This is a genomic window from Gordonia prachuapensis (assembly GCF_036350515.1).
Classification (GTDB): domain Bacteria; phylum Actinomycetota; class Actinomycetes; order Mycobacteriales; family Mycobacteriaceae; genus Gordonia; species Gordonia prachuapensis.
Genome location: NZ_JAZDUE010000020.1, coordinates 73,454 through 99,267, shown reverse-complemented (window position 1 = coordinate 99,267; position 25,814 = coordinate 73,454). Strand labels below are relative to the sequence as shown.

Here is a 25,814-nt window from a genome sequence, read left to right as displayed (position 1 = left end):
CCGCCTCGTCGGCATACTCCATGGCTGCCTAGCCCGCGGTATCCCCTACGACCCCGCCACCGCATGGAAGGACCAAACCCCCGCCGCGGCTTGACATCAAACCTTCAGGGATGTCTCGATCAGCGGGTCAGTGAAAGCAGCGGCACGTACTCTCGATCAGCGGAAGGAGGAGCCCAGCTACTCGATCAGCGGAAAGGCGCTCAGTCCAGCCAGTCCAGCACCGCCGCCGCGGTCCAGCTCTGCTGCATGCTGCCGAGCGGTTCGCCGGTGAACGGTTCGTAGTACTCCGCGAACGCGCCGTCGGTGGCCTGCCGCAGCCCCTCCTCGCGCAGCCGGGCCGACCGCTCGGTCCACCCGCGGCGCGCGAACGCCCAGCTGAACAGCCAGGTCATCACCGGCCACACCGGTCCGCGCCAGTATTCGCGCGGACGGAAGTCCATCGAGATCGGCGACGTCGACGGCGGCACCGCGTAGCGCAGATCGGGATGACCGCAGAACCGCGGGCCGTCGAACAGGCGCAGCAGGGCGCGCTCACGTTCCCGCGACAACCCGCCGCAGAGCAGCGGCGCGAACACCGCGAGCGTCTCGGTGTTGATCCACTGATCGGTGCGCAGGTCGTAATCCCTTGCGGCGCCGTTGCGTTCGTTCGCCGATGCCACCACCCCGGCACGGAATCGATCCGCCCACGCGCGCAGATCACGGACGTCGGAGCGTGGCTTCGAGTAGTCCTCGCCGATCGTCGCGAGCACATCGCAGGCGACGGCGAAGATGGCGCTGACGAAGACGTCCTCGACGGCGAAACTCATCACCTTCGGCAGCAGGTCGTCGTCGTAGTTCGCGCGTTTCATCTGCTCGACGAGCCAGAGGTAGCGGTCGTACTCGAGGTCCGACGGCCGCATCGAGAGGTCCCCGACATGGTCCAGGTCGGCGCGGACGTAGGCCGGCAGATCGACGCCCGGTACGACGTTCGCGTACGGGCGGTCCCACCGCGGCGAGTTGTCCATCCCGGACTCCCAGCCGTGGAACAAGGTGACCCGGCCGTTGCCGTGCGGGTCGCGCGCGTGCGCGAGCCAACGATGCCACCGCACCAGCGACGCCCACCGCCGGTCGATGAACTCGTTGGCCACCGCCCGGGTCGTCCGGCCGTGCCGGCGCGAATGGTCGAGGATGCGTTGGACGGCGATCGCGTGGACCGGCGGCTGGGTGATGCCCGAGGTGTCGGGGGCGTCCGGGGCGCTCGGCGCGAGGCGCGCGCACTCCCAGCGCGCCGGCCCAGGAAAATACCCGTCGCGGCCGTTGGCGAAAACGATGTGCGGGATCATCCCGTTGTCCCACTGCGCCGAGAGCAGTGTGTCCATCTCGATCACCGCCCGCTCCACCGACAGCGGCGCGAGGCCGACGGTCACGAAGGCGGCGTCCCAGCTCCACATGTGTGGGTACAGCTTGGGCGCGGCGCTGGTCATGCTGCCCAGATCGTTGCCGCGCAGCAGGTACGCGGCGCGGGCAGACAACTGAGTCGGGGTGAATCCATACCGGGCCACGGGTCGATTCTGCACCGCCCGCGTCGTCGTCGCGCACCGAGGAGGGCCCCGGGATGTGCCAGGTAACGTCAACGCGGTGTCGACCGCATTGATCACCGGCGCCAGTCGGGGCCTCGGCGCCGAGATCGCCCGCCGGCTCTCCCCCACCCATGACCTGCTGCTCGGGGGACGCCCGTCACCCGAGCTGGATCGGCTCGCCGCGGAGCTCGACGGCGCGACCACGTTTCCCGTGGAACTGACCGACTATGAGGAGGTGGAGGCCGCCGTCGAGGCCATCACGTCCCTCGACGTCCTGGTCCACAACGCCGGGGTCGGCAGCAGCCTCGAAACGATCGCCGAGACGCCCGTCGAGGAGTGGCAACACGTGCTCGAGGTGAACCTGGTGGCCGCCGCCGAACTCACCCGACTGCTGCTCCCGGCGCTGCGCGAGGCGCACGGCCATGTGGTGTTCATCAACTCCGGTTCGGGCCGGAACGCCAAAGCGCGCTGGGCACCGTACGCGGCGAGCAAGTTCGGTCTACGAGCGCTCGCCGACGCGTTGCGCGCCGAGGAACCGACGCTGCGTGTCACGTCGATCTTCCCGGGCCGCATCGACACCGACATGCAGCGCGACATCGTCGCGCGCGAGGGCGACGAGTACGACCCGTCCCGGTTCCTGAAGACCTCGACCGTCGCCGCCGCGGTCGTGCACGCGGTCACCACGTCGGCCGACGCACATCCCGAGGAGATCGTGTTGAGGCCGACGGGGCGCGGCTAGTCCTACAGCTGCTTCAGATCCGACTGCTCCCACACGGCGCGCATCGTCGAGATCTTGCCGTCGGCGTCGAACACCATGATGTCGATCGGGGTGATCTCGAACTTCATGCCCGACGTGCCGGTGACCAGCGTGAACTCGAAGACCGCCGTGTCGCCGGCGATCTTCTTCCACTTGAGGGTCGCCGACCGCTCGTCCATCCCGGTGATCACCGAATAGAACTCGATGAGCTGCTCGCGGGTGGTGCGCAGCTCGGCCCCGATCGGGTCCTCGACCGTCGCGTTCGCGGCGTACAGGTCGGCGATCTGCTCTGCCGACCCGTTGGTCAGCAACTCGACGTACGCGTCCACGGTCGCGTTGATCTGCTCGCTCAGGGTCCCCTGCTCCACCGTCATGGTTGGCCTCTCATCGAAGTAGAACGTGTTCTAGTTCGTGACGGTAGCACTGTCGGCAGGGAGGTCACCCGCGTTCGCCCGATCCGGGGTCGATACGCCTGGACGGAGGTCGGCATGTCGCCGGTCCCACGGTGCGACACTGGGCACATGCGTCCGTCGAAGGTTTTCGTCACCGGCGGGACCGGTGCGCTCGGCGGCCACGCCGTCCCCGCCCTGATATGCGCCGGGCACACTGTCTCCGCGCTCGCCAGGACCCCGCAGAAGGCGCAGCTGCTGCGCAGCCAGGGCGCGCACCCGGTCGAGGTCTCGCTGTTCGACCAGGAGGCTCTCGCCGAGTGTTTCCACGGCCAGGACGTGGTGATCAACCTTGCGTCCGCGCTGCCACCGACGCATCGCTTCGTCCTGCGGTCCGCGTGGAAGGAGTGCACGCGAATCCGCACCGAGGGGTCCACCGCCGTGGTGAACGCGGCGCTCGCGGCGGGCGTGCCTCGTCTGATCCAGGAATCGGTGGTGATGATCTGCGCCGATGGCGGAGCAGACTGGGTCGACGAACACGCTGACGTCGACCATTTCCCGGTCGCCGTCGGCAACCACGCGGCGGAGGCGAACGCACGTCGATTCGGCGACTCCGGCGGCACCGCGGTGGTGTTGCGTTTCGGGCTGTTCTACGGGCCGGGCGCCGCTCATAGCGAGCAGATCATGCGGATGGCGCGCCGCCACATCGGTTTTCGGGCCGGACGACGTGACAGCTACATGTCGTCGATTCATCTGGAAGACGCTGCGTCGGCGGTCGTGGCTGCGCTGCACTGCCCGGGCGGAACCTTTCACATCGTCGACGACGAACCCGTCACCGCCGAGGACCACGCCGAGGCGGTCGGCGCAGCCGTCGGCACGCGTCCGTGGATCGGCGTGCCGGGTCGCGCCGCCGCCCTGCTCGGCGACCGCACCACGTCGATGACGAGGTCACTGCGGGTACGCAACACACGGTTTCGGGACGCGACGGGGTGGGCGCCGCGGTATCCGAGTGTCCGGGAAGGCTATGCCCAGATGGCCGGCGCGCTCGGTTACGGCTGAACGTCGGCGCGCGGTCATCCGCGCAACCTACATACCGGCTCCGCGGCGTCTGATTTTGGTAGTTTCGCCGCACACAGACCAGCGGAACGCCCACAGAGGGGAGACGCACCATGGGTGAGATCCCCGATCATCGACCGCCCGGTTCACGTGCTCCATGGGCGCCGCCCGGTGGCGATCCGGCCGGCACGCCACCGCCCCAACCGCAACCCGATGCCGGGTTTCCGCCGGGCTGGGGTCCGGCGCCACCGTCGGCGCCGTATGGGGGGCCTGCGTATCCCGGACCTCCGTATCCCTCTCCGCAGCAACCTTTCCCGACACCCCCGTACCCGGCACCCCAATGGGGTGTGGGCGGCGGGGGCCAACCGCCATACGGGAATCCGCTGGTCGCGCACAAGCCCGGCATCATCCCGCTGCGCCCCCTGACCGTCGGCGACATCCTGCAGGCGGTGTTCAGCGCGGTGCGCCGCGGCCCGGGCACCTACCTCGGGCTGACCCTGGTGACGTGGCTCGCGTTTCTGCTCGTGCTCGGCGTGGTGGGCGGCGCTCTCACCGCGTTCATCTGGACCGGAGGCGCCGACGATCTGGACGGTGTGGTCGCGTTCTCCGGCGTGACGCTGCTGGCGGTGCTGGGTGGGTTCGTCAGTGCGGCGCTCAGCGGCATCCTGGCCTACCCGTTCAACCAGCAGGCGATCGGCCGAACGCCCACGGTGGCGGAATCCCTCCGTGAGACCCGGTCGACGCTCCTGCCGCTGTGCGGGCTGTATCTGCTGCTCGCCGGCGCGTCGACGCTGGTCGTCGGGCCTGTCCTGGCTCTGACCATCACCGGGGTGGTGGCCGACGAGATTCCACTGTCGATGGTGTTGCTCATCCTGTTGCTGCTCGCGGTCGTGGGCGCCTGGGTGTCGGTGCGATTCGCCTTCTGCCTCGCTGCGGTGGTCGTCGAGCGACGGGGTGTGTTCGATGCCCTGCGACGGTCATTCCAACTGACCGCGGGGCGCTTCTGGCGCACCTTCGGAGTGTTGTTCCTGGTCAGCTTCCTCGCCTCGATCGTCTCATCGGTCATCTCCGGGGGTATCCAGACCATGACAGCGCTCGTGTGGGGGATCGGTGGCACCGGCGACGTCGGATTGACCGCCGGGTTCATCTTCGCGCTCGTGCTGCCGCTGCTCGGTTCCGCGGTCGCCGGTATCGTCACGCAGCCGTTCGTCGCGATCACCGTCGCGGCCCTGCATGTGGATGCCCGCATCCGTTCGGAGGGCTACGATCTCGTGCTCGGCCAGACCGCCGCCAACCGGGCAGCCGGCCGACCGCCGGGTGGCTGGACCACCCCGTGACGATCGCCGCCACGATCGCCGCCGGCCTGTCCCCCGACAACGACGAGGCCCGGGAGTGGCTCGAGGACGAACTGTCGAAACCCCGGTACGGCGAGAGTGAACCCGGGCTACTGGAACGGTTCACCACCGCGGTGAACGACTGGCTGGATTCGGTGCTCGGCTCCATCAGCGGCACGTCGACGCCCCTGCCCGGGTTCGTCGCCGCAATCGTGGCGGTCGCATTGCTCGCTCTCGGTCTGTACCTCCTTCGATTCGTTCGCCGCACCCCCCGCGCCCGCACCGACGGCAGCGGCAGCGTGCTCGCCGGCGAAGTCCTGAGCGCCGACGAGTTCCGTCGACGAGCTCGTGACGCCATGGCCCGCAACGACTTCGACACCGCCGTCCGCGACGCGATGCGGGCCATCGCGCGCCGCGGCTACGAACGCACGCTGCTGCCCGACGCGCCGTCGCTCACCGCGCACGAGGTCGCCGACGGACTGGCCGCCAGTTTTCCCGGCGAGACGGCTCGACTGCGTTCCGCCGCAGCGGTCTTCGACGAGGTCGCCTATGGCGGGCGGCACGCCGATCACGGGCAGGCCCTGGCCATGATCGACCTCGATGACACCCTCGCGCGGACCCGGCCCCACACGCCCGCGGCTCCCGTGGCGGAGGCCGGAGCGTGACGGCCACCACCGAGGCGCCACGGGTCGCCCGCGGCGGAGGCCGGGGCGGAGGGTGGCGGGTGGCCGGCTGGACGTTGCTCGCCGTGGTGGTCGTCGCGACTCTCGCCATCCTTGCCGCACTCGTCGGCGACTCCCCGGGCGACGCCCCCGCCGAGCGGCTCGACCCGCAGAACCCCGGCGCGATCGGCGCGGGTGCGCTCGCCGCGGTTCTCGACGATCGCGGCGTCGCGGTCACCGTCGCGCGTCGCCAGAACGACCTGCTCGACGAGCCGCGCCCGGGCTCGAACACCACCGTGGTGATCGGTGCGACAGACGAACTCGGCGATACGACCGCCCGAGAGTTCCTCGACCACGTCCGCGGGGCCGGCCGGATCATCGTCGTCGCCCCGACGATGCAGGGCCTCGGGTTGCTCGATCTCCCCGTCGTCACCGGCTCGGCCATCGGGATCACCGACGCCGTCGACGCGGACTGCATCACCGACGACATCGCCCGCGACGACATGATCCTGCACGACGTGGACGGGTATCAGGTGGTGGGCGAGAGCATTGCCGCCACCAGCTGTTTCACCGTCGACGACGTGTCGGGCGTCGTTCGCCTCGACGCGACATCCACCCGCCCGGAGGTGCTCGTCGTCAGCGGCGAGTTCCTGCAGAACGACCAGATCACCCGTTTCGACAACGCCGGCGTCGCGGTACGCACCTTCGGGAACTCCGACCGCCTGCTGTGGTACCTGCCGTCGTTCGACGACACCCTGACGACCCCGGATGTCGAGGCCGAACCGTCTGATGTGCCCCTCGCGGTCGGGCCGCTCGTTCTTCTCGCCTTCTTAGGCCTGATCGCACTGATGTTCTGGCGCGGAAGGCGTTTCGGTCCGCTGGTCAGTGAACCGCTGCCCGCGGTCGTGAAGGCCATCGAGACCACCCAGGCGCGTGGTCGGATGTACCACAAGGCGCGAGCCGATGACCGCGCCGCCGGGCAGCTGCGTATCCACACCCTCGAGCGCATGTCCCGCCATCTGGGTCTGCCGTTCGACGCGGCGCGGGCGAGTCGGGACCTCGACGATGCCGACGACTTCGGGGGTGTCGGTCCACCCACCCCGGCCGTCCTGGCGATCGTCGCCGCAGCCGCGCAAGCCACCGGCCACGACCCCCGCCACGTCCACGCGTTGCTCGCGGGTCCACTCCCCCAGACACCGGAGCAGCTCGTTCAGTTCACATCCGAATTGACCGCCCTCGACCAGGAAGTCCGTCGCATACCATGACCGTCAATCCGACCACCTTCGCCGATGCCCGCGCCGCGCTGTCCGCCGTCCGCGAGGAGACCGCCAAAGCCGTTGTCGGACAGGATGCCGCGGTGACCGGCATCTTGATCGCGCTGCTGTGTCGCGGCCACATCCTGCTGGAGGGTGTCCCGGGTGTCGCGAAGACGTTGCTCGTGCGCTCCACCGCGGCCGCGCTGGACGTCGACACCAAGCGCGTCCAGTTCACGCCCGATCTGATGCCCGGTGATGTGACCGGCTCACTGGTGTTCGACGGCGCCACGTCGGAGTTCACGTTCCGCGAGGGCCCGGTGTTCACCAATCTGCTGCTGGCGGACGAGATCAACCGCACGCCCCCCAAGACGCAGGCATCCTTGCTGGAGGCCATGGAGGAGCGGCAGGTCTCGGTCGACGGCATCCCGCGGCCGCTGCCGTCGCCGTTCCTCGTCGCGGCCACGCAGAACCCGGTCGAGTACGAGGGCACCTACCCGCTGCCCGAGGCGCAGCTCGACCGGTTCCTGATCAAAGTCACGCTTCCGCTTCCGCCGCGCGACGACGAGATCGCCGTCGTCATGCGGCACGCCGCGGGATTCGATCCGCGCGATCTCGCCGCCGCCGGGGTGCGCCCGGTCGCCTCCGCCCGGGACGTGATCACCGGTTCGGACGCGGTGCGGCGGGTCGCGGTGTCGCCGCCGGTGGCCGCCTACATCGTCGACCTCGCCCGTGCGACCCGGATGTCCCCGTCGCTGGCGCTGGGCGTGAGTCCGCGCGGTGCAACGGCATTGCTCGCCACGAGCAGGGCGTGGGCGTGGCTCAACGGCCGCGACTACGTCACCCCCGACGACGTGAAGTCGTTGGCGCAATCGACGCTGGCACACCGCTTGTCGTTACGGCCCGAGGCGGAACTGGAAGGGGTGTCGGTGGCTGCGGTGCTCGACGCCGCGATCGGCTCCGTCCCGGTTCCGCGCTGACCGGCCGTCGACATGTTCGTGACCGGCCGCTTCTTCGCCCTGGTGCTGCTGGGTGCCGTACCGATCGTCGTGTACCCACATTTCGGCACGGTCGGTCTGTGGCTGCTGTTCTGTGTGATCGTGCTGGTGCTGGACGTTCTCGGCGCCGGCTCGACCGCGGTGGTGCGGATGACCCGGACACCGACCGCACCCATTCGCCTCGGGGACGCCACTGAGTCGACGCTGCTGGTGGAGAATCTCGGCAGTCGGCGGTTTCGCGGCCACCTCCGCGACGCGTGGCAGCCGTCGGCCGGCGCGACCGGCAACCGGCACCGTGTCGCGATCCCCGCCGGGGAACGGCGCGCCGTCACCACCGCCCTTCGTCCGACCCGACGCGGCGACCGGCATGCCATTCGGGTGACGATCCGCCGTACCGGGCCGCTCGGCCTCGGCGGTCGGCAGAGGTCGCAGTATGTACCAGGGCATGTCCGCGCGCTGCCGCCGTTCGGGTCGCGCAAGCACCTGCCGTCGCGGCTCGCGCGGCTGCGACAGCTCGACGGCCGGTCCGCGGTGCGGATCCGCGGCCAGGGCACCGAGTTCGATTCGCTGCGCGACTATGTCGAGGGCGACGACGTCCGCAGTATCGACTGGCGGGCGACCGCACGTCGACAATCCACGGTGGTGCGCACGTGGCAGCCGGAGAAGGACCGGCACATCGTCATCGTGTTGGACACCTCACGCACGTCGGCCGGACGGGTCGGAGACGTTCCGCGGCTCGACGCCGCGATGGACTCCGCGCTGCTGCTGGCCGCGCTGGCATCGCATGCGGGCGACCGGGTCGACCTCATCGCCGGCGACCGCCGCGTGCACCGGCGGGTGGTCGGGTCGTCGCGGACCACGCTGCTCAGCGACCTCGTGAACGCGATGGCTCCACTGGAACCCGCTCTGTTGGAGGCGGATTGGCCGCTGCTGGGCGCCGAGGTGACGAAGGTGTCGCGGCAGCGGGCACTGCTCGTGCTGCTCACCCCACTCGAGCCGGCCGCCGTGGAGGAGTCGCTGCTCCCGCCGTTGTCGGTTCTGGCGCAACGGTATCGGGTCGTGATCGGGTCGGTCGCCGATCCGGCCCTCCTGGAAATGCTGGAACATCGCGACGACGCGCGCGAGATCTATGACGCCGCCGCTGCCGCACGCACGATGGCGCTCCGTAACCGCACAGCGGCTGCCGTCGGACGGCTCGGGGTGGATGTCGTGGACGCCGAGCCGGAGCGATTGCCGGCCGCGTTGGCCGATCACTATCTGGTGCTCAAGTCGCGTGGGTTGTTGTGACCTCCGACCTCCGTCCGGTCGCCGCGTGGGCCGCCAACTGCGCCGAACGGGTACTCCCGATCTTCGAGACTGTCGCCCCGACGGATGCCCGGGTCCGGCTGGCCATCGAGGCGGCACGCGATTTCGCCGATGGCCGCCCTCGGGACAAGGCACTTCGCGATGCGTCGTTCGGCGCCCATCGCGCCGCGGGTGCGTACACCGACACGGCCGCGCAGTCGGCCGCCCGTGCCGCCTCGATGGCCGCCGCGGTCGCATACACCCACCTCGATCTCACCGGAACGGCGGCAGCCCGTCAGACCCGACATCTGTTGGGCGCGGCGGCCTACGCGGCGCAGGCCACCGAACATGCACACGGTGCGCAGGTCGCTGCGGAGGTCATCGCCCAGATGATCGCCGATGCCGACGAACCCGTCCGACAGATGGTCGGCGAGCTGCCGCCTTCGGTCGCCGGCGACACCTCCCTCGGACGTCTTCTGCGAGAACTCGATGCCGCACTCAGGCGGCCGTCCGGACCGTGAACCCGCGCTCCGACTCGGCGAGATCGCCGGTCTCACCGGCGTTGTGGGCCCACCGCCCGAGAGTGAAGACGTAGCCCAGGAAGCCGATCCACGCGGTCACCCCGATCCCGATCCGGGCCCAGGTGGGCAAGCCCGAGGGTGTCACGAATGCCTCGATCAGCCCGCAGATCAACAGCAACACCACCAGTCCGAGCGCCACGCCGACGGCTGCGCGTCCCTCCTCGCCCAACGACTGCACCCGCGTCCGGTCCCCCGGTGACACCCACGCCCAGAACAGTCGCAGTCCGACGCCGGCCGCGACGAACAGGCACGTCAACTCGAGCAAGCCATGGGGCGTGAGAAGTCCGAAGAACAGGTCACCGCGGCCGTGGCGGATCATGATGGACCCGATGATCGCCAGGTTCAGCATGTTCGAATACAACATGTAGACAACCGGAAGGCAGAACACACCGAACGCGATACACAGTGCGGCGAGCCAGAAGTTGTTGGTCCACACGCGCGCGGCGAACGATGTCGCCGCGTATTCGCTGTAGTACTCCTCGAAGTCGTTGTTCACCAGCTGCTCGATCTGCGCCTCGGAGAGCAGCGAACTCTCGATGCGCGGGTGATCGAGCATCCACCAGCCCATCACGACCGCGGCACCGATGGACGCCGCCATCACCGACAGCCACCACCACCGTTGGCGATACAGCGCTGCGGGGAAGGTCCGCGCGAAGAACCGCCCCACGTCCGACCACGACATCACCCGGGTACCGGCGGCGCGGGACCGGGCGCGCGCCAACAGCGCCGAGAGGTAGGCGACCAGCGACGCGTCGGGTGCCGTCGACCGGATCACCGACAGATGGGTGGCCACACGCTGATAGGTGTCGACGATCTCGTCGGCGTCGGCACCCGACAGCCGGCGCTGCCGGGTGAGTTGGTCGAGCCGCTCCCATGTCGCGCGATGTGCGGCCACATAGGCGTCGAGGTCCACGCGGTCAGCGTAACCGCACCCGCGACGTCGCCGTCCGCATCGTCATTCACGCGGTGCAGGAGCCTGCTGCCGGTGACCACACGCGACTACGCTCTCGGTCATGTACGGTCCTGTCCCTCCGCCGACGGCGTCTCGCGGCGTGAGCGCGACGTACGGCGTGGGCCGCGACGACCTCGTCTCCGGCGAGGCCGTCGCCCTCGATCTCCCGCCGGCGGGGATCGGGCTGCGGATGGTCTCCGGGCTGATCGACCTCTTCCTCGGGTACACGGCATGGTGGGCGCTGCGGTGGCTGACCCTGAAGGTGGTCGGTGACACCGATTTCGCGATGCTCGTCGCGTCGCTGACCCTGTCGCTGATCACCGCCCTGGTCATCATCCCGACCACGCTGGAGACCGTCACCCGCGGCAAGACCGTCGGCCACTGGGTCACCGGTATCCGCACCGTCCGCGACGACGCGGGACCGATCGGCTTCCGGCACGCGCTGACCCGGGCCTTGCTCGGCGTGATCGAGATCTACGGTTGCGGCGGCCTGCCGGCGCTCGTCGCGGCGGTCTGCACCAAGAAGGGCAAGCGCTTCGGCGATCTGCTCGCCGGGACGTACGTGATCCGCGACCGGCACAAGCTCGACGTGCCCGAACCCATCCCGATGCCGCCGGCGCTCGCCGGCTGGGCACAGACCGCGGACGTCGCGCCGCTTCCCGTGCACCTGGCGATCGCGGTCCGCCAGTTCCTCGGCCGCCGCGAACGGCTGTCCACGCAGGCACGAATCCTGCTGGCGCAGCGGCTCGTCCACGATGCCGCCCCGTTCGTCGCGCCCGCACCACCTACAGGAGCACCGGACGAGATGGTACTGGCGGCGATCATGGCCGAACGACGTCGTAGAGACTCCGAACGGATCGAACGGGATCAGCGGTTGCGTCAGCGGCTGTTGCGCTGACCGCGGCCCCGCAGCCCGTACGTTTGACCCGCCGCCGGAACGGGCACACTCGTCACGTCCGTTTCACAAGTCGAGGTACGAGCGATGACCGATCGATCGAACACCCGCCGGCGTCCCGCCGAGCATGCACGCCTGTTGAAGGGGATGGGGTTCGTCGGATACGGCGCCCTCATGGTGACCCTGGTCCTGGTCGCCGCCGCCGTGGGCAGCGCCGCCGGCGGACACTCCGCCGCGATCTGGTGGACGGTCGCCGCCGTGCTGGTCGCGATCGTCGCCGTCGCACTGCTCTTCGTGAGCCGCTACATCTCCGCCCGTCAGCCCGGAGACACCCGAATCCAGCAGGATCCGCTACAGCCCGAGGTGACCGCGGAGGAAGAAGAACACTACGAGGAGCTGTACCGCGGCGACGACGACACCGGGCACACCCGGTGACCTGACGACCGCCGTCCGGTCATTTCAGGTCGGCGCTCGACTTCCCCAGCACCCGCCGCGCGATGATCAGTTGCTGAATCTGCTGGGTGCCCTCGAAGATGTCGAGGATCTTCGAATCGCGCGCCCACTTCTCCAGCAGCGAGGTCTCCGAGAATCCCGCGGTGGCTCCAATCTCGACGGCCTTGTTGGTGATGTCGGTGACGGTGCGCCCGGCCTTGGCCTTCGACATCGACGCCTCCGCGGAATTGGGCTCTTTGTTGTCGGCCATCCAGGCGGCGCGCACCGTGTGCAACCACGATGCCTCCCAGTCGGATTCGAGGCGGATGAACTCACACACCGACGCATGTTGGGCCGCGGCGGACTTGTCGTAGTCGATCTCGTGGCCGGCTTCCTCGAGGATGCGGCGCAGCTCCTCGAGAGCGGCACGGCCCAGGCCGATCGCCATCGCGGCCACGACGGGGCGGGTGTTGTCGAAGGTCTGCATGACCCCGCCGAATGCCTTCTTGGTGTCCACCTCGGGTGAGCCGAGCAGGTTGTCGGCGGGGACACGGGCGTTCTCGAAACGGATCACCGCGGTGTCGGACGCCTTGATGCCGAGCTTGTGCTCGAGGCGTGCGACGGTCACTCCGTCGGTCGTCATCGGGACGACGAAGCTCTTGATCGCGGCCCGCCCGGCACTCTTGTCGACGGTCGCCCACACGACGACGTGGTCGGCACGGGAGCCGGCGGTGACGAAGACCTTCTCGCCGTTGATGAGGTAGTCGTCGCCGTCGCGGGTGGCGGTGGTCGAGACGGCGGCCGAGTCGGAACCGAAGCTCGGTTCGGTGATCGCCATCGCCGCCCACACTCCGGAGAACTTCTCGAGTTGTTCCTCGTTGGCCACGGCGGCGATCGCCGCGTTGCCCAGGCCCTGGTACGGGATCGACAGCAGCAGGCCGACGTCGCCCCAGCTCATCTCGCGCGCGGAGATCAGGGCGCGCATGTTGGAGCCGTTGACGGTCCCGGCGTCGCCGTCGGCGGTCTCCCCGGCCTCGGCCTCTTTCTCCTGCTTACGGGCCTGCTGGGCGAGCTTGCCCAGCTCGTCGAGCTCGGTCGGGTACTCGTGCTCGGCCTGGTCGTACTTGCGCGAGATCGGCCGGAAGATGTGCTCGGCCGCCATGTGGGTGCGCTCGACCGTCGAATCGAACTTCTTCGGGAGCTCCAGGTTGATCGCCATGCCCGCCATCTTACTGAGCGGTAAGTTCTTTTCCAACCCCCGTTGAGGACTTAGGCTCTAACCCGTGGCCTACGACCTCGACCTCGCGTACCGGATTCGCGGGATGCTCTCCGAAGAGTGCGGTGTGGACGAGAAGTCGATGTTCGGTGGGCTGGCCTTCCTGATCAACGGCAACATGGCGCTCGCCGCCAGCGGTCAGGGCGGCATCATGGTCCGGGTGCCGCCGGAGGACACCGAAGGGCTCCTCGCCTTCGACAACACCGAACCGATGGTCATGTCCGGACGTGAGCTGCGCGGCTGGCTGCGGGTCTCCGACGACGGCATCCGCACCGAGCGCCAACTGCAGCGCTGGGTGACCCTCGGGTCCGATTACGCGCGCAAGTTGCCGCCGAAGTAGGCGGTGGAGGCGGTGGGGGCCATCGGTCGGGGCGGCCCTTCGTGACGGTTCTCCGCTAGCGCTCCGAACCTCCTCAGGGACCGGGGAACGGGCACTCCAGAGACCGTGGACCTACGGGACCACGTTGACCATCCGGCCCGGCACGACGATCACCTTGCGCGGTTCGCCGTCGAGCAGCGGCGCGATCTTCTCGTCGGCCAGGGCGGTGGCCCGCACGGTCGCCTCGTCGGCGTCGGCGGCGACGGTGATGCGGCTGCGGACCTTGCCCTTCACCTGGACGGGGATCTCGATGGTGTCCTCCACCAACCACTGCTCGTCGGCCTCGGGGAACGGTCCGTGCACGAGCAGGGTCTCGTGTCCTAGGCGGTGCCACAGCTCCTCGGCGACGTGCGGGGCCAGCGGCGCCAGCATCAGCACCAGCGGTTCGACGGCCGCACGCGGCGCACCGGACTTCTCGAAGTTCTTCGTCAGGTGGTTGGTCAGCACGGTCAACTTAGCGACCGCGGTGTTGTTACGCAGCTCGGCGTAGTCCTCGCGCACACCGGCGATCGTCTTGTGCAGCAACCGTGTCGTGTCGTCGTCGAGGTCGACGTCGGCGCATCGCAGCGACCCGGTCTCCTCGTCGACGACGAGACGCCAGATCCGCTGCAGGAAGCGCTGCGACCCCACGACATCCTTGGTGGCCCACGGCCGGCTCTGGTCCAGCGGACCCATGAACATCTCGTACACGCGCAGCGTGTCGGCGCCGTAGTCGCGGCAGATGTCGTCGGGCGCAACGGAGTTCTTGAGCGACTTGCCCATCTTGCCGTACTCCTGAGTGACCAGCTCACCGTTGTGGAAGTACTTCCCGTCACGCTCCTCGACCTCGTCCGCCGGCACGTAGATGCCGCGGGCATCGGTGTACGCGAAGGCCTGGATCATGCCCTGGTTGAACAGCTTTCGGTACGGCTCGCGACTCGTCACATAGCCGAGATCAAACAGCACCTTGTGCCAGAACCGCGAGTACAGCAGGTGCAGCACCGCATGCTCCATGCCGCCGATGTACAGGTCCAGGCCGCCTGGATCGTCAGGTCCGTGCAGCTCGGGTCGCGGGCCCATCCAGTAGGCCTCGTTCTCCTTGGCGCAGAACGTCTCGTCGTTGGTGGGGTCGATGTAGCGCAGCTGATACCAGGAGCTGCCTGCCCACTGCGGCATCACGTTGGCGTCCCGCGTGTAGGTCTGCAGACCGTCGCCCAGGTCCAGTTCAACGGTCATCCAGTCGGTGGCCTTGGCCAGCGGCGGCGACGGCTCGCTGTCCGCGTCGTCGGGGTCGAAGGAGACCGGTGCGTAGTCGTCGACCTCCGGAAGCTCTACCGGCAGCATCGATTCCGGGAGCGGGTGGGCTTGTCCGTCGGCGTCGTAGACGATCGGGAACGGCTCACCCCAATACCGCTGGCGGGCGAACAGCCAGTCGCGCAGCTTGTACTGGATCTTCCCGACGCCGCTGCCCTCTTTCTCCAGCCAATCGATCATCGCGGACTTCGCCTCGTCGACCGCCAAGCCGTCCAGGAAGCCCGAGTTCACCAGCGGGCCGTCACCGACATACGCCTCGTTCTCGACGCCCTGCTCGGAGCCGATGACCTCCCGGATCGGCAGCCCGAACGCCGAGGCGAACTCGTGGTCGCGGGCGTCGTGGCCGGGCACGGCCATGATCGCGCCGGTGCCGTAGCCCATCAGCACGTAGTCGGCAATGAACACCGGAACCTGTTCGCCGTTCACCGGATTGGTGGCGAAGGAACCGGTGAACACGCCGGTCTTCTCCTTGTTCTCCTGCCGCTCCAGATCCGACTTCGCCGCGATGGCCGCGCGATAGATCGCGATCGCGTCGGCGGGTCGAGCCGCACCGCCCGTCCACCGGTCGTCGACACCCTCGGGCCACGACGCCGCCGTCAGGGTGTCCACCAGTGGGTGTTCCGGCGCCAGCACCATGTAGGTGGCGCCGAACAGGGTGTCGGGGCGGGTGGTGAACACCTCGATCGAGTGACCGTCGGCCTGAAATGTCACCTGCGCGCCGCGCGAACGCCCGATCCAGTTGCGCTGCATGGTCTTCACCTGATCCGACCAGTCCAGCAGGTCCAGGTCGTCGATCAGCCGGTCGGAGTAGGCGGTGATCCGCATCATCCACTGCCGCAGGTGCTTTCGGAACACCGGGAAATTGCCGCGATCGCTGCGGCCGTCGGAGGTGACCTCCTCGTTGGCCAGCACGGTACCCAGTCCGGGACACCAGTTGACCAGCGAATCGCTCTGATAGACCAGGCGATAGGAGTCGATGAGCTCGTTGCGCTCGGCCTTCGACAAGGCCGACCAGCCCCGGCCGTCGGCGGGTGTGCGTGCGCCGGAATCGAACTCGGCGATGAGTTCGGCGATCGGCCGCGCCTTCTGCTGGTCGGTGTCGTACCAGGCGTTGAAGATCTGCAGGAAGATCCACTGCGTCCAGCGGTAGAACTCGACGTCGGTGGTGGCGACGCGGCGCCGCTCGTCGTGGCCGAGTCCCAGCCGGCGGATCTGGCCGAGGTAGCGCTCGATGTTCGCCTCGGTCGTGGTCCGCGGGTGCGTGCCGGTCTGCACCGCGTACTGCTCGGCGGGCAGGCCGAAGGAGTCGAAGCCCATCGTGTGCAGAACGTTCTTGCCCGTCATCCGCTGATAGCGCGCGAAGACGTCACTGGCGATGAAGCCGAGCGGGTGCCCGACGTGCAGTCCCGATCCGGACGGGTACGGGAACATGTCCTGGATGAACAGCTTCGACGGCGAATCGGGGGCGTCACCGCCGACGGCGCTCATGTCGCCGGCGAGCGGTCCGACGGGGTTCGGCGCCTCGTAGGCATGCTGGTCTGCCCAGTTCGCCTGCCACCGGGTCTCGATCTCACCGGCGAGCTCCGCGGTGTACCGGTGGCCGGGCACACCCGCGTCGGTGGCCGTCGGTGCGGTGCGAGCAGAATCAGCTGAAGTCACCCGACCAGCGTAAATCGTCGGTTCTCGGCGGTCGTCGGGGGTGGTCTCGATACGCCTGCTCGCTGCGCTCGCGGGGCTACTCGACCCACGGAAAGGGAACGCCTGCTCGCTGCGCTCGCGGGGCTACTCGACCCACGGGAGGGGAGGCCTACTCGACCTGCGGAACGGGCACGCCTACTCGACCCACGGAAGAGTTACCCCGTCGTCCGATCATCGTCGGTCTCGGCGTCGGGCTCCCGCCTGCGTGGTATGTCACCACCGGCGACCTGATCGGCGAGCTCGAGCCCGGCGCCCGCGTACACGTTGAAGGCGATGCCCACGCCGTGCCCGCGCGCCCAGGCGACCTCGTCGTCGTAGCGGGCGACCGCGGCGACCTGGCCGCTGAATCCGGACTCGCGCAGACATTCGAGGGCGGTGACGTTCGCGCCGTGGCGCGGCATCGCCAGCACCGCGATCCGCACGGAGTCCGAGTGGCGGAGCTGGTTCCAGAAGTCCAGGTCGGTGGCGTCGCCCTCGATGACCCGCAGGCCCTGCTCCTTGAGGCGACCGATGCGCGGACCGTCGTAGTCGACGCCCACCACCCGCAGCCCGTAATGATCGGTGAGCCGCTGGTAGGCGGCGAATCCGACGCGTCCCATACCGATCACCACCACCTCGGCGTCACCGGCGTCACCGGGCCGCTCCTCGGGATGCAGCTTGCGTTCGTCCTGGTCAGGCAGCCGCGCGGCGATCTTCTCCACCATCAGGTGTCCACGCCCGTTGACCAGCGCCGACACGACAAAGCTCATCGCCACGGCGATCGACATCTCCACCAGCCAGGCCTCCCCCAGCAGGTCGGCCGTGACCCCGACGGACACCACGATCAGCCCGAACTCCGAGTAGTTCATCAATCCGAGTCCGGCCAGGATCGCGGTGCGATAGCGCAGCTTCAGGAACGACAGCAACGCCACGTACCAGGCCGCCTTGAACGGCAGGAACAGCAGCATCAGCAGGGCGACACCGATGGTGGGCAGATCCGGCAGCCCGGTCAGACCGATCGACACGAAGAACGCGACGAGCAGCAGTTCCTTGATGTGGAAGAGCGACCGGGCGAGTTCGGAGGCGGCGGGATGCGACGCCAACAGCACCCCGACGATCAGAGCGCCGAGGTCGCCCTTGAGCCCGACGGCCGTGAACCAGGCGTAGCCCGGCACCAGGGCCATCACGATCCCGAACAGCGACTGCATCTCCCCGTGCCCGAGCCGGCTCCAGATCCGGCGCAGCACCCAGGTCAGCGGCCACAACCCGACCAGAGTCAGCGCCCATGGGCTCGGCATCTCGCCGCCCGTGGCGGTCAGGAAGACCACCGCGATGACGTCCTGCATCACCAGGATGCCGATGGCGACGCGGCCGTAGAGCGAATGCGATTCGCCGCGCTCCTCGAGGATCTTGACGACGAACACCGTGCTGGAGAACGACAGCGCGAAGGCCAGCAGCGCGATGGTCTGCAGACTCTGCCCGGCGAGCATCGCCATGCCCGCCACTGCCGCGATCCACAGTGCGATGCTGCCGAACACGACGCTGACCAACATGTGCACCGACGTCGTCAACCACACCTCGCGCCGCAACAGGATGCGGACGTCGAGTTTGAGTCCGATCGCGAACAGCAGCAGCGTGACGCCGAGGTCGGCGAGGATGTCGAGTTGCGGGATCTCCTCCACGTCGAGGCCGTTGATGACGAACCCGGCCGCCAGGAACCCCACCAACGGGGGCAGGCGCAGCGCCATGGCGAGGCCCCCGAGACCGAAGGTGACGACGAGGTAGATGGCGACTTCTGTCAAGCGTTTCCCCTGCTCATAGCGGCATGTCCATCGCCGGTACCGGCGGCCACACCCCTGCGGTTCGAGTTCTGGTCCTGCGGTCGGGTGCACCAAGTATCGCGGCTGGCACCGGATTCCTCCACGGAGCGCGACACGACACCGACCGGCCGCGGCCCCAGGACCGGAAACGGATTGGTACTGCTACGACGGTCGGTCGTATGGTTGTGCCTGTGAACGTCCTGCTTGTCGTCGCCGCCGTGATCGTCTTCGTGCTCGCCGCGATGTGGCTGGTGGTCGGCACCCTGGGCATCACCGGCCGGCTGCGCCGCAATCGGTGGCTGGGGGTGCGGTCGCCCGAGACGTTGCGCTCCGAGCAGACGTTCGCCGTCGCCAACCGCGTGGCCGCCCCGGGTGAGTTGGCGGCCGCCGGCATCCTGGTGCTGGCCGGCATCCTCACCCTCGGAGTCGGTGGGTACTGGTCGCTGGTGTTCGCCGTTGTCGGTCTGGTGGCCGCGATGTTCGTGGTCGGGATCGTGAGCGCCTACGGCGTGCGTGCCGCCGCCGCAGTACCGGCCGATACCGGCTGCGCGTGCTGTTCATCGCAGGACGCAACAAGTACGGAGCAGGCCGACCAGCCCCCGCATGACCACGACCCGGCCGACCCCGCCTCCGAGTGCGGGACGTCGAGCTGCGGGGCGTGCAGCCTGCGCGGGGTCTGCGCTGACGAGTCGTCGCGGAACTGAACCACGGTGGCCTCCCCTGTGGCGGTCGTGCGCGACTGGCTCAACCGTTCACCCATCGACGGGTTCATCCTCGCCATCCTCGCGGCGGTGGTCGTGGCTGCCTTCCTCCCGGCACGGGGTGATGCGGCGGAGGTCCTCGACTGGGTGGTCAAGGTCGCGATCGCGGCCCTGTTCTTTCTCTACGGCACACGCCTGCATCCGCGCGAGGCGCTCGACGGTCTCAAGCACTGGCGGCTGCACGCCACGATCCTGACGTTCACGTTCGTGGTGTTCCCGCTCATCGGGCTGGCGATGAAACCGCTCGTCGAGCCACTGATCGGCGACGACCTCTACGCCGGCATGTTGTTCCTGTGCCTGGTGCCCTCGACGGTCCAGTCGTCGATCGCGTTCACCTCGATCGCCCGCGGCAACGTGCCGGGTGCGATCGTGAGCGCGTCGGCGTCCAACATCATCGGGGTGGTGCTGACGCCGCTGCTGGTCGTCGCGCTCATGAGCACAGAGGGCGGGGTCTCCATCGACGGCGGCTCGATCCTCGAGATCATCGGTCAGATCCTGGTGCCGTTCATCGTCGGTCAGCTCGCCCGGCCGTGGGTCGGGCCGTTCTTCGCCCGGCACGCGAAGGTCACCAAGTACGCCGACCGCAGCACCATCGTGCTCGTGGTCTACGTGGCCTTCAGTGAGGGCGTCCGGGAGGGCATCTGGTCGATCGTGAATGTCGGCCAGTTGATCGCGGTCACCCTGATCTCGCTGGTCCTGGTGGTGGTGATGCTGATCGTCACGCACTGGGTGCCCCGACGGCTCGGATTCCGACGCGAGGACGTGATCGCGATCCAGTTCTGCGGCACCAAGAAGAGTCTCGCGACCGGTCTGCCGATGGCCACGGTGTTGTTCGCGGGTTCGACGGTGGGCTTGATCGTGTTGCCGCTGATGATCTTCCACCAGATCCAGCTGATCCTGTGCTCGTGGCTGGCCACGCGCTACGGGCGGGAAGCCGACGCCGCGACGGTCTGAACACGGCCGAACGCACCCCAGAGTGTGTCCACTGCGAGGAAACGATAGTTCGCTAGACTACCCACATGAGTGCCGACACGACGCCGACCGTTCGCGATACCGGTGATCCCGCACCCGTTCAACGCGAGGTGGTCGGTGACGCACCCACCGGCGGTGACCTCGAGGCCGCGATCGCCCACCAGGTGCGGCTGCTACGCCGCAACGCGGGTATGTCGGTCGCCGACATGGCGGCCAAGGTCGGCATCTCCAAGGCGATGCTGTCGAAGATCGAGAACGCCCAGACCTCCTGCAGCCTCTCCACTCTCGCACGCCTGGCCGCAGGTCTCGACGTCCCGGTCACCTCACTGTTCCGGGGCGCCGACGTCGACCGCGAGGCCATCTTCACCGAAGCCGGCAAAGGTGCCGTGATCGTCGGCCGCGGTACCCGGGTCGGCCACCACTACGAGTTGCTCGGCGGGCTCCGCGGCCAGCACAAGCGTCTCGAACCGGTGCTGGTCACCCTCACCGACGACAGCGAGGTGTTTCCCCGCTTTCAACATCCGGGCACGGAGATGCTGTACATGCTCGAGGGCGTCATGGTCTACGGGCACGGCAAGGCCGAGTACACGCTGCGCCCCGGCGACTGCCTGCTGCTCGATGGCGAAGGTATCCACGGACCGCACGACCTGGTGCGCCTGCCGATCCGGTTTCTCGCGGTCACCGCCTATCCGGACAATCACGAGACGGAGTGAGCCGCTCGTCGATTACCCCACCGGCCGTGACAGCGGCAGATTGACGAAGCTCGGGGACCGCGGATCGAGCTGGATGTGCTGCGGTTTGAGCTGCGACTCGTTCAGCAGCGGCCGCAACGGGAGTCCGCGCGGCAGGTTCATCGCGAACACGTCCACACGCAACCGGTGGCCCGGTTTGATCAGCGCCTCGGTCGGCAACAGTCCGATGTCGATGGTGACGGGTCGGCCCGGGGTGACGCGCTCACGGGTGTCCAGCGTGAGTGTGTAGAACGGGTCGATCACGTCGCCGTTCGGCGCGAACTGTGATTGCGATCGGTCGTAGTTCCGCAACGACGCCGTCACCTGGCCGGAGCTGATGACCTTCGACGTGCCGTCGGGCGCAACGTCGTTGAGGGTGGCGGTCCAGTATCCGTCGGTCGCGTCCATCACGGCGTTCACCCGGACATTCGAATAGCCGGAGACACTGCGGGCGGTGCGCATCGGGGCGCTGGTGAAGGTCAGCGCGTTGTGCTCGGAGATCCGGGCGTCCTCGGCGCACCACGGGAAGAACGCGGTCACGCCGGCCATCTGTTGGGCGGAGTCACGCGAGCACAGGGTCAGGACGCCGGGCGAGATCGTCATCCGGCCCCGCGACCCGGTCGGCTCGGCGGTGAGACTGCCGTCGCGTACGGCGTGCGGAGCCGTGCCGCTGCGGCGATCGCCGAGGTACAGGCGCTGGCGGGTCATCCCGGCACGCGGGAACTGCTGGGCGGTGATCCAGGAGTCGCCCACCTGTTTCAGGTTCACCGGACCGTACGAGTCGATGCCGTTGTCGATTCCCTTGAGCCACTTGTCGAACCAGGCCTTCTGGAGAACGTCGAGGCGCGGTGGAGCACCGGCCCGGCCCTGGCCGCCGCCGATGGTGAGGTGATAGCCGTCGCCCATGATGAGCTGTTTGCGGCCGGGAGGCAGCGGGATCTTGTCGTACATCCGGACCTCGCTGTTGGTGAAGAGGTCGAACCAGCCGCCGTAGATGAAGGTCGGGGTGGTGATGCGTTCGGCCCGGTCCAGCCACGCGGTTCGTGGTTCCGATCCCGACTGCAGGAGCTTGTCCAGCTCCGGCGGGACCGACGGGATGTCCGGGGTGAGCAACGCGGAGAACAGTTCCGGGTAGAAGGTGAACGGGTCGGAGATGCGGTCGGCGAGCCACTTCCAGTCGAAGGTGCCGTTCAGCATCGACGCGACGTTGGGCACCATCTTGGTGGTGTTGACCAGGGTCAGCCACATCGGCAGGAAACCGACGCCGAGGGCACCGCCGGGCGCGACGATGTCGCGGATGAGGTCCCCGCCGGGTTCGACCGGGAAGATCGCCTCGAGCGGCTCCGGGTTCTTGTTGGCCGCCTGGATCTGGTTGATGGCCGAGTAGGAGACCCCGGACATGCCGATCTTGCCGTTCGAAAAGCCCTGTCGCGCAGCCCAGTCGATCACCTCGACGGTGTCGCGCTGTTCCCGGTTCTGGAACACGTCCCACGTGCCCTGGGAGAAGCCGGTGCCGCGGACGTCGACGACCACCTGGGTGTATCCGCTGCGGACGAGGTCTTCGTCGACCAGGAATGTGCGGGCCCCGCCGTCGGCGAGGGCGCCGGTGAAGTGGGAGATGTCGGCGATGTCGCGGATGGGTGCGGCGATCTGACTGATCCCGTTGACGAGCTGCATCAGGAACGGCCCGAGCACCGGGTGCTGGGTGGCGGCCGTCCCGACCGCGGTGATCAGTTTGGTGTACGGCGTCATGTTGACGATCACCGGATGCTTCTTCGTCGTCGCGCGGCCGGCCTGATCCGCGGGCCGATAAACGTTGGCGCGCAGCACTGTTCCGTCGCTCATCCGGATCGGGACGTCCCAGGTGACGGCCACGCCCGGATAGGGCTGGGGTCCGTCGTGGGAGGCCACCCACCGCGCTGCCGCGGCACCACCACTCGGCGGCGGCGCCGCGCCCGCGGTCGCCGGAACCAGCACCATCAACACACCGAGGGCCGCGATCACCGCAGCCCGCGCCACGGCTCCCGCCCGCACCATTGTTCCCGCCCGCACGTCGCCGAATCCCCCGTTCAGTTGTGACCCCAGCCGAGTTGACCAACCGAGTTGGCCAAGCGACCGAAAGGTAACAGAAAGGTGTGCGCTATGTCACTGTTCACACAACGGTAGGTGCGCGTCTCAGTTGCGGCTGATGTCGATCGGGTGCGTCGCGAGCAGGGGCGTCGGCCACGTCTGGCGTCGGAGCACCGCACCCCACAGGTCGGTGGTGGTCGGCGCGAGCAGATCCTTGGCGAGCGCCGATGCAAGGATCCAGCTGTTCTGTTCGAGCTCCCCGTCGAGCTGACCGACACCCCACCCCGAGTAGCCGGCGAACACCCGCACGCCGTCGAGCACCGCGGAGAGCTCTTCGGGGTCGGCGTCGAGATCGACCAGCACGATCCGGCCGTCCACCGGGCGCAGCGCCTCGATGCCGGTGATGTCGGCGCCGAGTTTCACCACACCGAGACAGAGAGCGGCGTCCTGTTTGACCGGACCTCCGACGAAGAGCGCCCGCGGGGATGCGGACAGATCGGCCCACTGCGGCAGCAGATTGTGCACGGCCGTTTGACTCATGCGGTTGAGGACGACCCCGAGGCTGCCGGCGTCGTTGTGCTCCATGACGTAGATGACGGTGCGGGCGAACGTCGGCTCGAGCAGATCGGTCGCGGCGAGAAGCAATGTCCCGGGCCGCACGCGGCGCGCAGCGGGTACGTCGCGCGGGGAGCCCTCGGCCCCCTCGGAGTAGAACTCGGGGGTCGGTTCCTCTGACTCGTCGCCGGCGGCCACCCCCTCATCATGGCATGGCGGGCGGGTCGAGGTCGGTACTCTGAATCAGTGATGTCTGGGTCGCCCCATGCGACCCCCGGTCTACGGGGGTTCATTCGTTCACTGGGCCATTCACCCGGCCTCGGACGACTGCTCGCGGTGCGCCTGACCAGCCAGATCACCGACGGTGTTTTCCAGGCGGCGCTGTTCGCCTCCATCCTGTTCAACCCCGAGCGACACGCCGATCCGTTGGCCGTCGCCGGTGGCCTCGCGGTGTTGTTGTTGCCGTACTCGCTCATCGGCCCGTTCGCCGGCGCACTGCTCGATCACTGGGACCGCCGCAATGTGCTCATGTACGCCAACGTGATTCGGGCCGGGCTGATCGCGCTGGTCGCCGTGTGTATCGCCGCCGGCGCCAGCGAGACCGTGGTGCTGATCGGTGCGCTCGCCGTGACCGGCGCCAGTCGGTTCGTCGCATCGGGGCTCTCGGCGTCACTGCCGCATGTCGCGCACCGCGACGTGATCGTGGCGACCAATGCGTTGTTCACCACCCTCGGGGCCGGGATGCTCGCCGTGGGCGCCGGCATCGCGGCGGTGCTGCGCGCGATCTTCGGTCCGGACAACTCCGGCAGTGCGTTCACCACCCTGGGCGGTGTCGTGATCGCGTTGATCGCCGCGACGATCGCGCACGGGTTCGGCCGTCTGCAGCTCGGCCCCGACGAGCCCGACGATCCCGGACGGTCGGCGGTGCACGCGATCACGGTCGGTCTCGGTCATGGTGCGCGGGCAGTGGCGCACTCGCGCACGGTGTCGGCGGCGTTGTCGGCGATCGGCGCGCACCGGCTGGTGTTCGGGATCAACACGCTGATGCTGCTCGTGTTGAGCAAACAGGCCGGGCTCGGTGACGGCCTCTTCGGCGTCACTGTGGTCGCCGGCTTCACGGCGGGCGGTGCCTTCCTCGCCGCGGTGGTGACGCCGATCTCGGTGGAGCGGTACGGCCGGCGCCCGACGCTGGTGGCGGCGATGCTGATCGGTGCGGTCGCCGAGCTCTCGTTGATCACCTTCAATCCGGTGGTGTTCTGCATCGGCGCCTTCGTGCTGGGTCTCATCGGTCAGATGGCGAAATTGTGCGGCGACGTCGCGATGCAGGTCGACATCGGCGACATGGTCCGCGGACAGGTGTTCTCGGTGCAGGACGCCGTGTTCAACATCGCCTACGTGGGTGCGGTGACTCTCGCGGCCGTTGCCATCCCCCCGGACGGGCGGTCGGTGGGACTGCTCGTCTTCGGTGTGGTCCTGTATCTCGTCGGCGCGGTGGTCGTGCGGGTCGTGCACACCCCGCCGCACCACGGCCCGCTGGCCGTCACCGACCCTCGAATCGAGGCGACCGGGCATCAAAGCTGACGTCGGCGCGGCCGTCGCCGTCGGAATCGACGAGCACCCGATCGAACCGCCCGTCGCCGTCGTAGTCCACGTAGAGACGTTCGGCCACGGGGACACCGCCGCGGCGCGTACCGACGAGTTCGATGTCGTCGGTTCCATCGCCGTCGAGATCTGAGCTCACGACGATCGTGTCGGCGGCCTCGGGCGGTTGGGGTGGCTCGGGTGGTGGTGCCGGATCCGCGACACGGCCCGGACGCGGAGGTGGTTCGTCGCGGTCCGGTTCGGACCGGGCCGTGCGCTCACCCCACACTCCGCTCCCGTCGTCGCCGTAGAAGTCGTCGGGTCGTCCGTCGTCGTCGCGGTCGAGTGCCACGGTGTCGGCGATGCCGTCGGCGTCGGTGTCCCACATGGCGTCGTCGCGGCGGCCGTCGCCGTCGAAGTCGAGTGTCACCGCGTCGAGCTGTCCGTCATGGTCGACGTCGGCGTCGGGCGCCGACACCCACGAGGTGGTGGCGCCGTCCCCGGTCCCGAACAGGTACTCGATGGGGTCGTCCATGCGGTTTGGACG

24 protein-coding genes are annotated in these 25,814 nt (G+C 68.6%); 15 read left to right on the top strand and 9 right to left on the bottom strand.

The window, feature by feature from the left end:
* Nucleotides 1–200 precede the first annotated feature (200 nt).
* A complete protein-coding gene (ggh, locus tag V1Y59_RS20715) occupies nucleotides 201–1,541 on the bottom strand; it encodes a glucosylglycerate hydrolase (protein WP_330433670.1) in 1,341 nt (446 codons plus the stop codon).
* Between the two features lie 76 nt (nucleotides 1,542–1,617).
* Between ggh and V1Y59_RS20710 the strand changes: the two genes are divergently transcribed.
* Entirely contained in the window at nucleotides 1,618–2,298 is a 681-nt protein-coding gene (locus tag V1Y59_RS20710) for an SDR family oxidoreductase (RefSeq protein ID WP_330506928.1), read from the top strand.
* A 2-nt stretch (nucleotides 2,299–2,300) separates the two neighbouring features.
* Here V1Y59_RS20710 and V1Y59_RS20705 read toward each other — a convergent pair whose 3' ends face one another.
* The gene (locus V1Y59_RS20705; RefSeq protein ID WP_330506927.1) at nucleotides 2,301–2,690 is read right to left on the bottom strand and encodes a nuclear transport factor 2 family protein; all 390 of its coding nucleotides are present in this window, start codon (nucleotides 2,688–2,690) and stop codon (nucleotides 2,301–2,303) included.
* A gap of 147 nt (nucleotides 2,691–2,837) precedes the next feature.
* Between V1Y59_RS20705 and V1Y59_RS20700 the strand changes: the two genes are divergently transcribed.
* The 7 genes from V1Y59_RS20700 (at nucleotide 2,838) to V1Y59_RS20670 (ending at nucleotide 9,813) form a co-directional block, all read left to right on the top strand.
* A complete protein-coding gene (locus tag V1Y59_RS20700) occupies nucleotides 2,838–3,764 on the top strand; it encodes an NAD-dependent epimerase/dehydratase family protein (RefSeq protein WP_330506926.1) in 927 nt (308 codons plus the stop codon).
* Nucleotides 3,765–3,874: 110 nt separating this feature from the next.
* Nucleotides 3,875–5,098, top strand: a complete 1,224-nt coding sequence (locus V1Y59_RS20695; RefSeq protein ID WP_330506925.1) for a glycerophosphoryl diester phosphodiesterase membrane domain-containing protein — start codon at nucleotides 3,875–3,877, stop codon at nucleotides 5,096–5,098.
* Nucleotides 5,095–5,760, top strand: a complete 666-nt coding sequence (locus V1Y59_RS20690; RefSeq protein WP_330506924.1) for a DUF4129 domain-containing protein — start codon at nucleotides 5,095–5,097, stop codon at nucleotides 5,758–5,760. Before V1Y59_RS20695 ends, V1Y59_RS20690 begins: the two co-directional genes overlap by 4 nt.
* Nucleotides 5,757–7,022, top strand: coding sequence for a DUF4350 domain-containing protein (locus V1Y59_RS20685; RefSeq protein WP_330506923.1), 1,266 nt, complete (start codon nucleotides 5,757–5,759; stop codon nucleotides 7,020–7,022). The genes V1Y59_RS20690 and V1Y59_RS20685 overlap by 4 nt, the downstream gene beginning before the upstream one ends.
* Nucleotides 7,019–7,990: an AAA family ATPase gene (locus V1Y59_RS20680; RefSeq protein ID WP_330506922.1), complete on the top strand. Its 972-nt coding sequence runs from the start codon at nucleotides 7,019–7,021 to the stop codon at nucleotides 7,988–7,990. The genes V1Y59_RS20685 and V1Y59_RS20680 overlap by 4 nt, the downstream gene beginning before the upstream one ends.
* Nucleotides 7,991–8,002: 12 nt before the next feature.
* Nucleotides 8,003–9,295 carry a DUF58 domain-containing protein gene (locus V1Y59_RS20675; RefSeq protein WP_330506921.1) on the top strand — a complete coding sequence of 431 codons (1,293 nt, stop codon included), beginning with the start codon at nucleotides 8,003–8,005 and terminating at the stop codon, nucleotides 9,293–9,295.
* Nucleotides 9,292–9,813, top strand: coding sequence for a putative immunity protein (locus V1Y59_RS20670; RefSeq protein WP_330506920.1), 522 nt, complete (start codon nucleotides 9,292–9,294; stop codon nucleotides 9,811–9,813). The genes V1Y59_RS20675 and V1Y59_RS20670 overlap by 4 nt, the downstream gene beginning before the upstream one ends.
* Here the strand turns inward: V1Y59_RS20670 and V1Y59_RS20665 are convergent.
* On the bottom strand, nucleotides 9,791–10,786 hold the full coding sequence (locus tag V1Y59_RS20665; protein WP_330506919.1) for a stage II sporulation protein M: 996 nt from the start codon (nucleotides 10,784–10,786) through the stop codon (nucleotides 9,791–9,793). The genes V1Y59_RS20670 and V1Y59_RS20665 overlap by 23 nt on opposite strands.
* A 100-nt stretch (nucleotides 10,787–10,886) precedes the next feature.
* On the opposite strand from V1Y59_RS20665, the gene V1Y59_RS20660 reads away from it, so the two are divergent.
* Together V1Y59_RS20660 and V1Y59_RS20655 are read left to right on the top strand one after the other, a co-directional pair.
* On the top strand, nucleotides 10,887–11,723 hold the full coding sequence (locus V1Y59_RS20660; protein WP_330506918.1) for an RDD family protein: 837 nt from the start codon (nucleotides 10,887–10,889) through the stop codon (nucleotides 11,721–11,723).
* Between the two features lie 84 nt (nucleotides 11,724–11,807).
* On the top strand, nucleotides 11,808–12,155 hold the full coding sequence (locus tag V1Y59_RS20655) for a hypothetical protein (RefSeq protein WP_330506917.1): 348 nt from the start codon (nucleotides 11,808–11,810) through the stop codon (nucleotides 12,153–12,155).
* Between the two features lie 19 nt (nucleotides 12,156–12,174).
* On the opposite strand, the gene V1Y59_RS20650 is transcribed toward V1Y59_RS20655, so the two are convergent.
* Entirely contained in the window at nucleotides 12,175–13,371 is a 1,197-nt protein-coding gene (locus V1Y59_RS20650) for an acyl-CoA dehydrogenase family protein (protein WP_330506916.1), read from the bottom strand.
* A 64-nt stretch (nucleotides 13,372–13,435) separates the two neighbouring features.
* Between V1Y59_RS20650 and V1Y59_RS20645 the strand changes: the two genes are divergently transcribed.
* Complete coding sequence (locus tag V1Y59_RS20645) at nucleotides 13,436–13,768, top strand: TfoX/Sxy family protein (protein ID WP_330506915.1); 333 nt, start codon at nucleotides 13,436–13,438, stop codon at nucleotides 13,766–13,768.
* Between the two features lie 111 nt (nucleotides 13,769–13,879).
* Here V1Y59_RS20645 and leuS read toward each other — a convergent pair whose 3' ends face one another.
* Nucleotides 13,880–16,759, bottom strand: a complete 2,880-nt coding sequence (gene leuS, locus V1Y59_RS20640) for a leucine--tRNA ligase (RefSeq protein ID WP_330506914.1) — start codon at nucleotides 16,757–16,759, stop codon at nucleotides 13,880–13,882.
* Nucleotides 16,760–16,953: 194 nt separating this feature from the next.
* Entirely contained in the window at nucleotides 16,954–18,579 is a 1,626-nt protein-coding gene (locus V1Y59_RS20635) for a cation:proton antiporter family protein (protein ID WP_330506913.1), read from the bottom strand.
* A 197-nt stretch (nucleotides 18,580–18,776) separates the two neighbouring features.
* Here V1Y59_RS20635 and V1Y59_RS20630 point away from each other — a divergent pair, with 197 nt between their 5' ends.
* The 3 genes from V1Y59_RS20630 to V1Y59_RS20620 all read left to right on the top strand — a co-directional run bounded on the left by V1Y59_RS20630 (nucleotide 18,777) and on the right by V1Y59_RS20620 (nucleotide 21,043).
* Nucleotides 18,777–19,301, top strand: a complete 525-nt coding sequence (locus V1Y59_RS20630; protein ID WP_330506912.1) for an SdpI family protein — start codon at nucleotides 18,777–18,779, stop codon at nucleotides 19,299–19,301.
* Between the two features lie 6 nt (nucleotides 19,302–19,307).
* Nucleotides 19,308–20,312 (top strand): bile acid:sodium symporter family protein, encoded by a 1,005-nt coding sequence (locus V1Y59_RS20625; RefSeq protein WP_431309246.1) that lies wholly within the window; start codon nucleotides 19,308–19,310, stop codon nucleotides 20,310–20,312.
* 65 nt (nucleotides 20,313–20,377) lie between these two features.
* The gene (locus V1Y59_RS20620) at nucleotides 20,378–21,043 is read left to right on the top strand and encodes a helix-turn-helix domain-containing protein (protein ID WP_330506910.1); all 666 of its coding nucleotides are present in this window, start codon (nucleotides 20,378–20,380) and stop codon (nucleotides 21,041–21,043) included.
* Between the two features lie 12 nt (nucleotides 21,044–21,055).
* Here the strand turns inward: V1Y59_RS20620 and V1Y59_RS20615 are convergent, their stop codons facing one another.
* Together V1Y59_RS20615 and V1Y59_RS20610 are read right to left on the bottom strand one after the other, a co-directional pair.
* On the bottom strand, nucleotides 21,056–23,041 hold the full coding sequence (locus tag V1Y59_RS20615; RefSeq protein WP_431309249.1) for a CocE/NonD family hydrolase: 1,986 nt from the start codon (nucleotides 23,039–23,041) through the stop codon (nucleotides 21,056–21,058).
* 195 nt (nucleotides 23,042–23,236) lie between these two features.
* Nucleotides 23,237–23,884, bottom strand: a complete 648-nt coding sequence (locus tag V1Y59_RS20610; RefSeq protein WP_330506909.1) for a YqgE/AlgH family protein — start codon at nucleotides 23,882–23,884, stop codon at nucleotides 23,237–23,239.
* 51 nt (nucleotides 23,885–23,935) lie between these two features.
* Here V1Y59_RS20610 and V1Y59_RS20605 point away from each other — a divergent pair, with 51 nt between their 5' ends.
* A complete protein-coding gene (locus tag V1Y59_RS20605) occupies nucleotides 23,936–25,267 on the top strand; it encodes an MFS transporter (RefSeq protein WP_330433634.1) in 1,332 nt (443 codons plus the stop codon).
* Here the strand turns inward: V1Y59_RS20605 and V1Y59_RS20600 are convergent.
* The gene (locus tag V1Y59_RS20600) at nucleotides 25,227–25,802 is read right to left on the bottom strand and encodes a hypothetical protein (protein WP_431309248.1); all 576 of its coding nucleotides are present in this window, start codon (nucleotides 25,800–25,802) and stop codon (nucleotides 25,227–25,229) included. The two genes, V1Y59_RS20605 and V1Y59_RS20600, sit on opposite strands and share 41 nt — an antisense overlap.
* Nucleotides 25,803–25,814 lie beyond the last annotated feature (12 nt).

What these genes read in the sequence shown, in the direction of transcription:
- V1Y59_RS20600 (WP_431309248.1), bottom strand. Translation starts at nt 25,802, where the DNA reads ATGGACGACCCCATCGAGTACCTGTTCGGGACCGGGGACGGCGCCACC.
- V1Y59_RS20620 (WP_330506910.1), top strand. Translation starts at nt 20,378, where the DNA reads ATGAGTGCCGACACGACGCCGACCGTTCGCGATACCGGTGATCCCGCA.
- V1Y59_RS20650 (WP_330506916.1), bottom strand. Translation starts at nt 13,371, where the DNA reads ATGGCGATCAACCTGGAGCTCCCGAAGAAGTTCGATTCGACGGTCGAG.
- V1Y59_RS20675 (WP_330506921.1), top strand. Translation starts at nt 8,003, where the DNA reads ATGTTCGTGACCGGCCGCTTCTTCGCCCTGGTGCTGCTGGGTGCCGTA.
- V1Y59_RS20660 (WP_330506918.1), top strand. Translation starts at nt 10,887, where the DNA reads ATGTACGGTCCTGTCCCTCCGCCGACGGCGTCTCGCGGCGTGAGCGCG.
- V1Y59_RS20630 (WP_330506912.1), top strand. Translation starts at nt 18,777, where the DNA reads ATGGTTGTGCCTGTGAACGTCCTGCTTGTCGTCGCCGCCGTGATCGTC.
- V1Y59_RS20615 (WP_431309249.1), bottom strand. Translation starts at nt 23,041, where the DNA reads ATGGTGCTGGTTCCGGCGACCGCGGGCGCGGCGCCGCCGCCGAGTGGT.
- V1Y59_RS20705 (WP_330506927.1), bottom strand. Translation starts at nt 2,690, where the DNA reads ATGACGGTGGAGCAGGGGACCCTGAGCGAGCAGATCAACGCGACCGTG.
- V1Y59_RS20695 (WP_330506925.1), top strand. Translation starts at nt 3,875, where the DNA reads ATGGGTGAGATCCCCGATCATCGACCGCCCGGTTCACGTGCTCCATGG.
- V1Y59_RS20655 (WP_330506917.1), top strand. Translation starts at nt 11,808, where the DNA reads ATGACCGATCGATCGAACACCCGCCGGCGTCCCGCCGAGCATGCACGC.
- V1Y59_RS20605 (WP_330433634.1), top strand. Translation starts at nt 23,936, where the DNA reads ATGTCTGGGTCGCCCCATGCGACCCCCGGTCTACGGGGGTTCATTCGT.
- V1Y59_RS20680 (WP_330506922.1), top strand. Translation starts at nt 7,019, where the DNA reads ATGACCGTCAATCCGACCACCTTCGCCGATGCCCGCGCCGCGCTGTCC.
- V1Y59_RS20700 (WP_330506926.1), top strand. Translation starts at nt 2,838, where the DNA reads ATGCGTCCGTCGAAGGTTTTCGTCACCGGCGGGACCGGTGCGCTCGGC.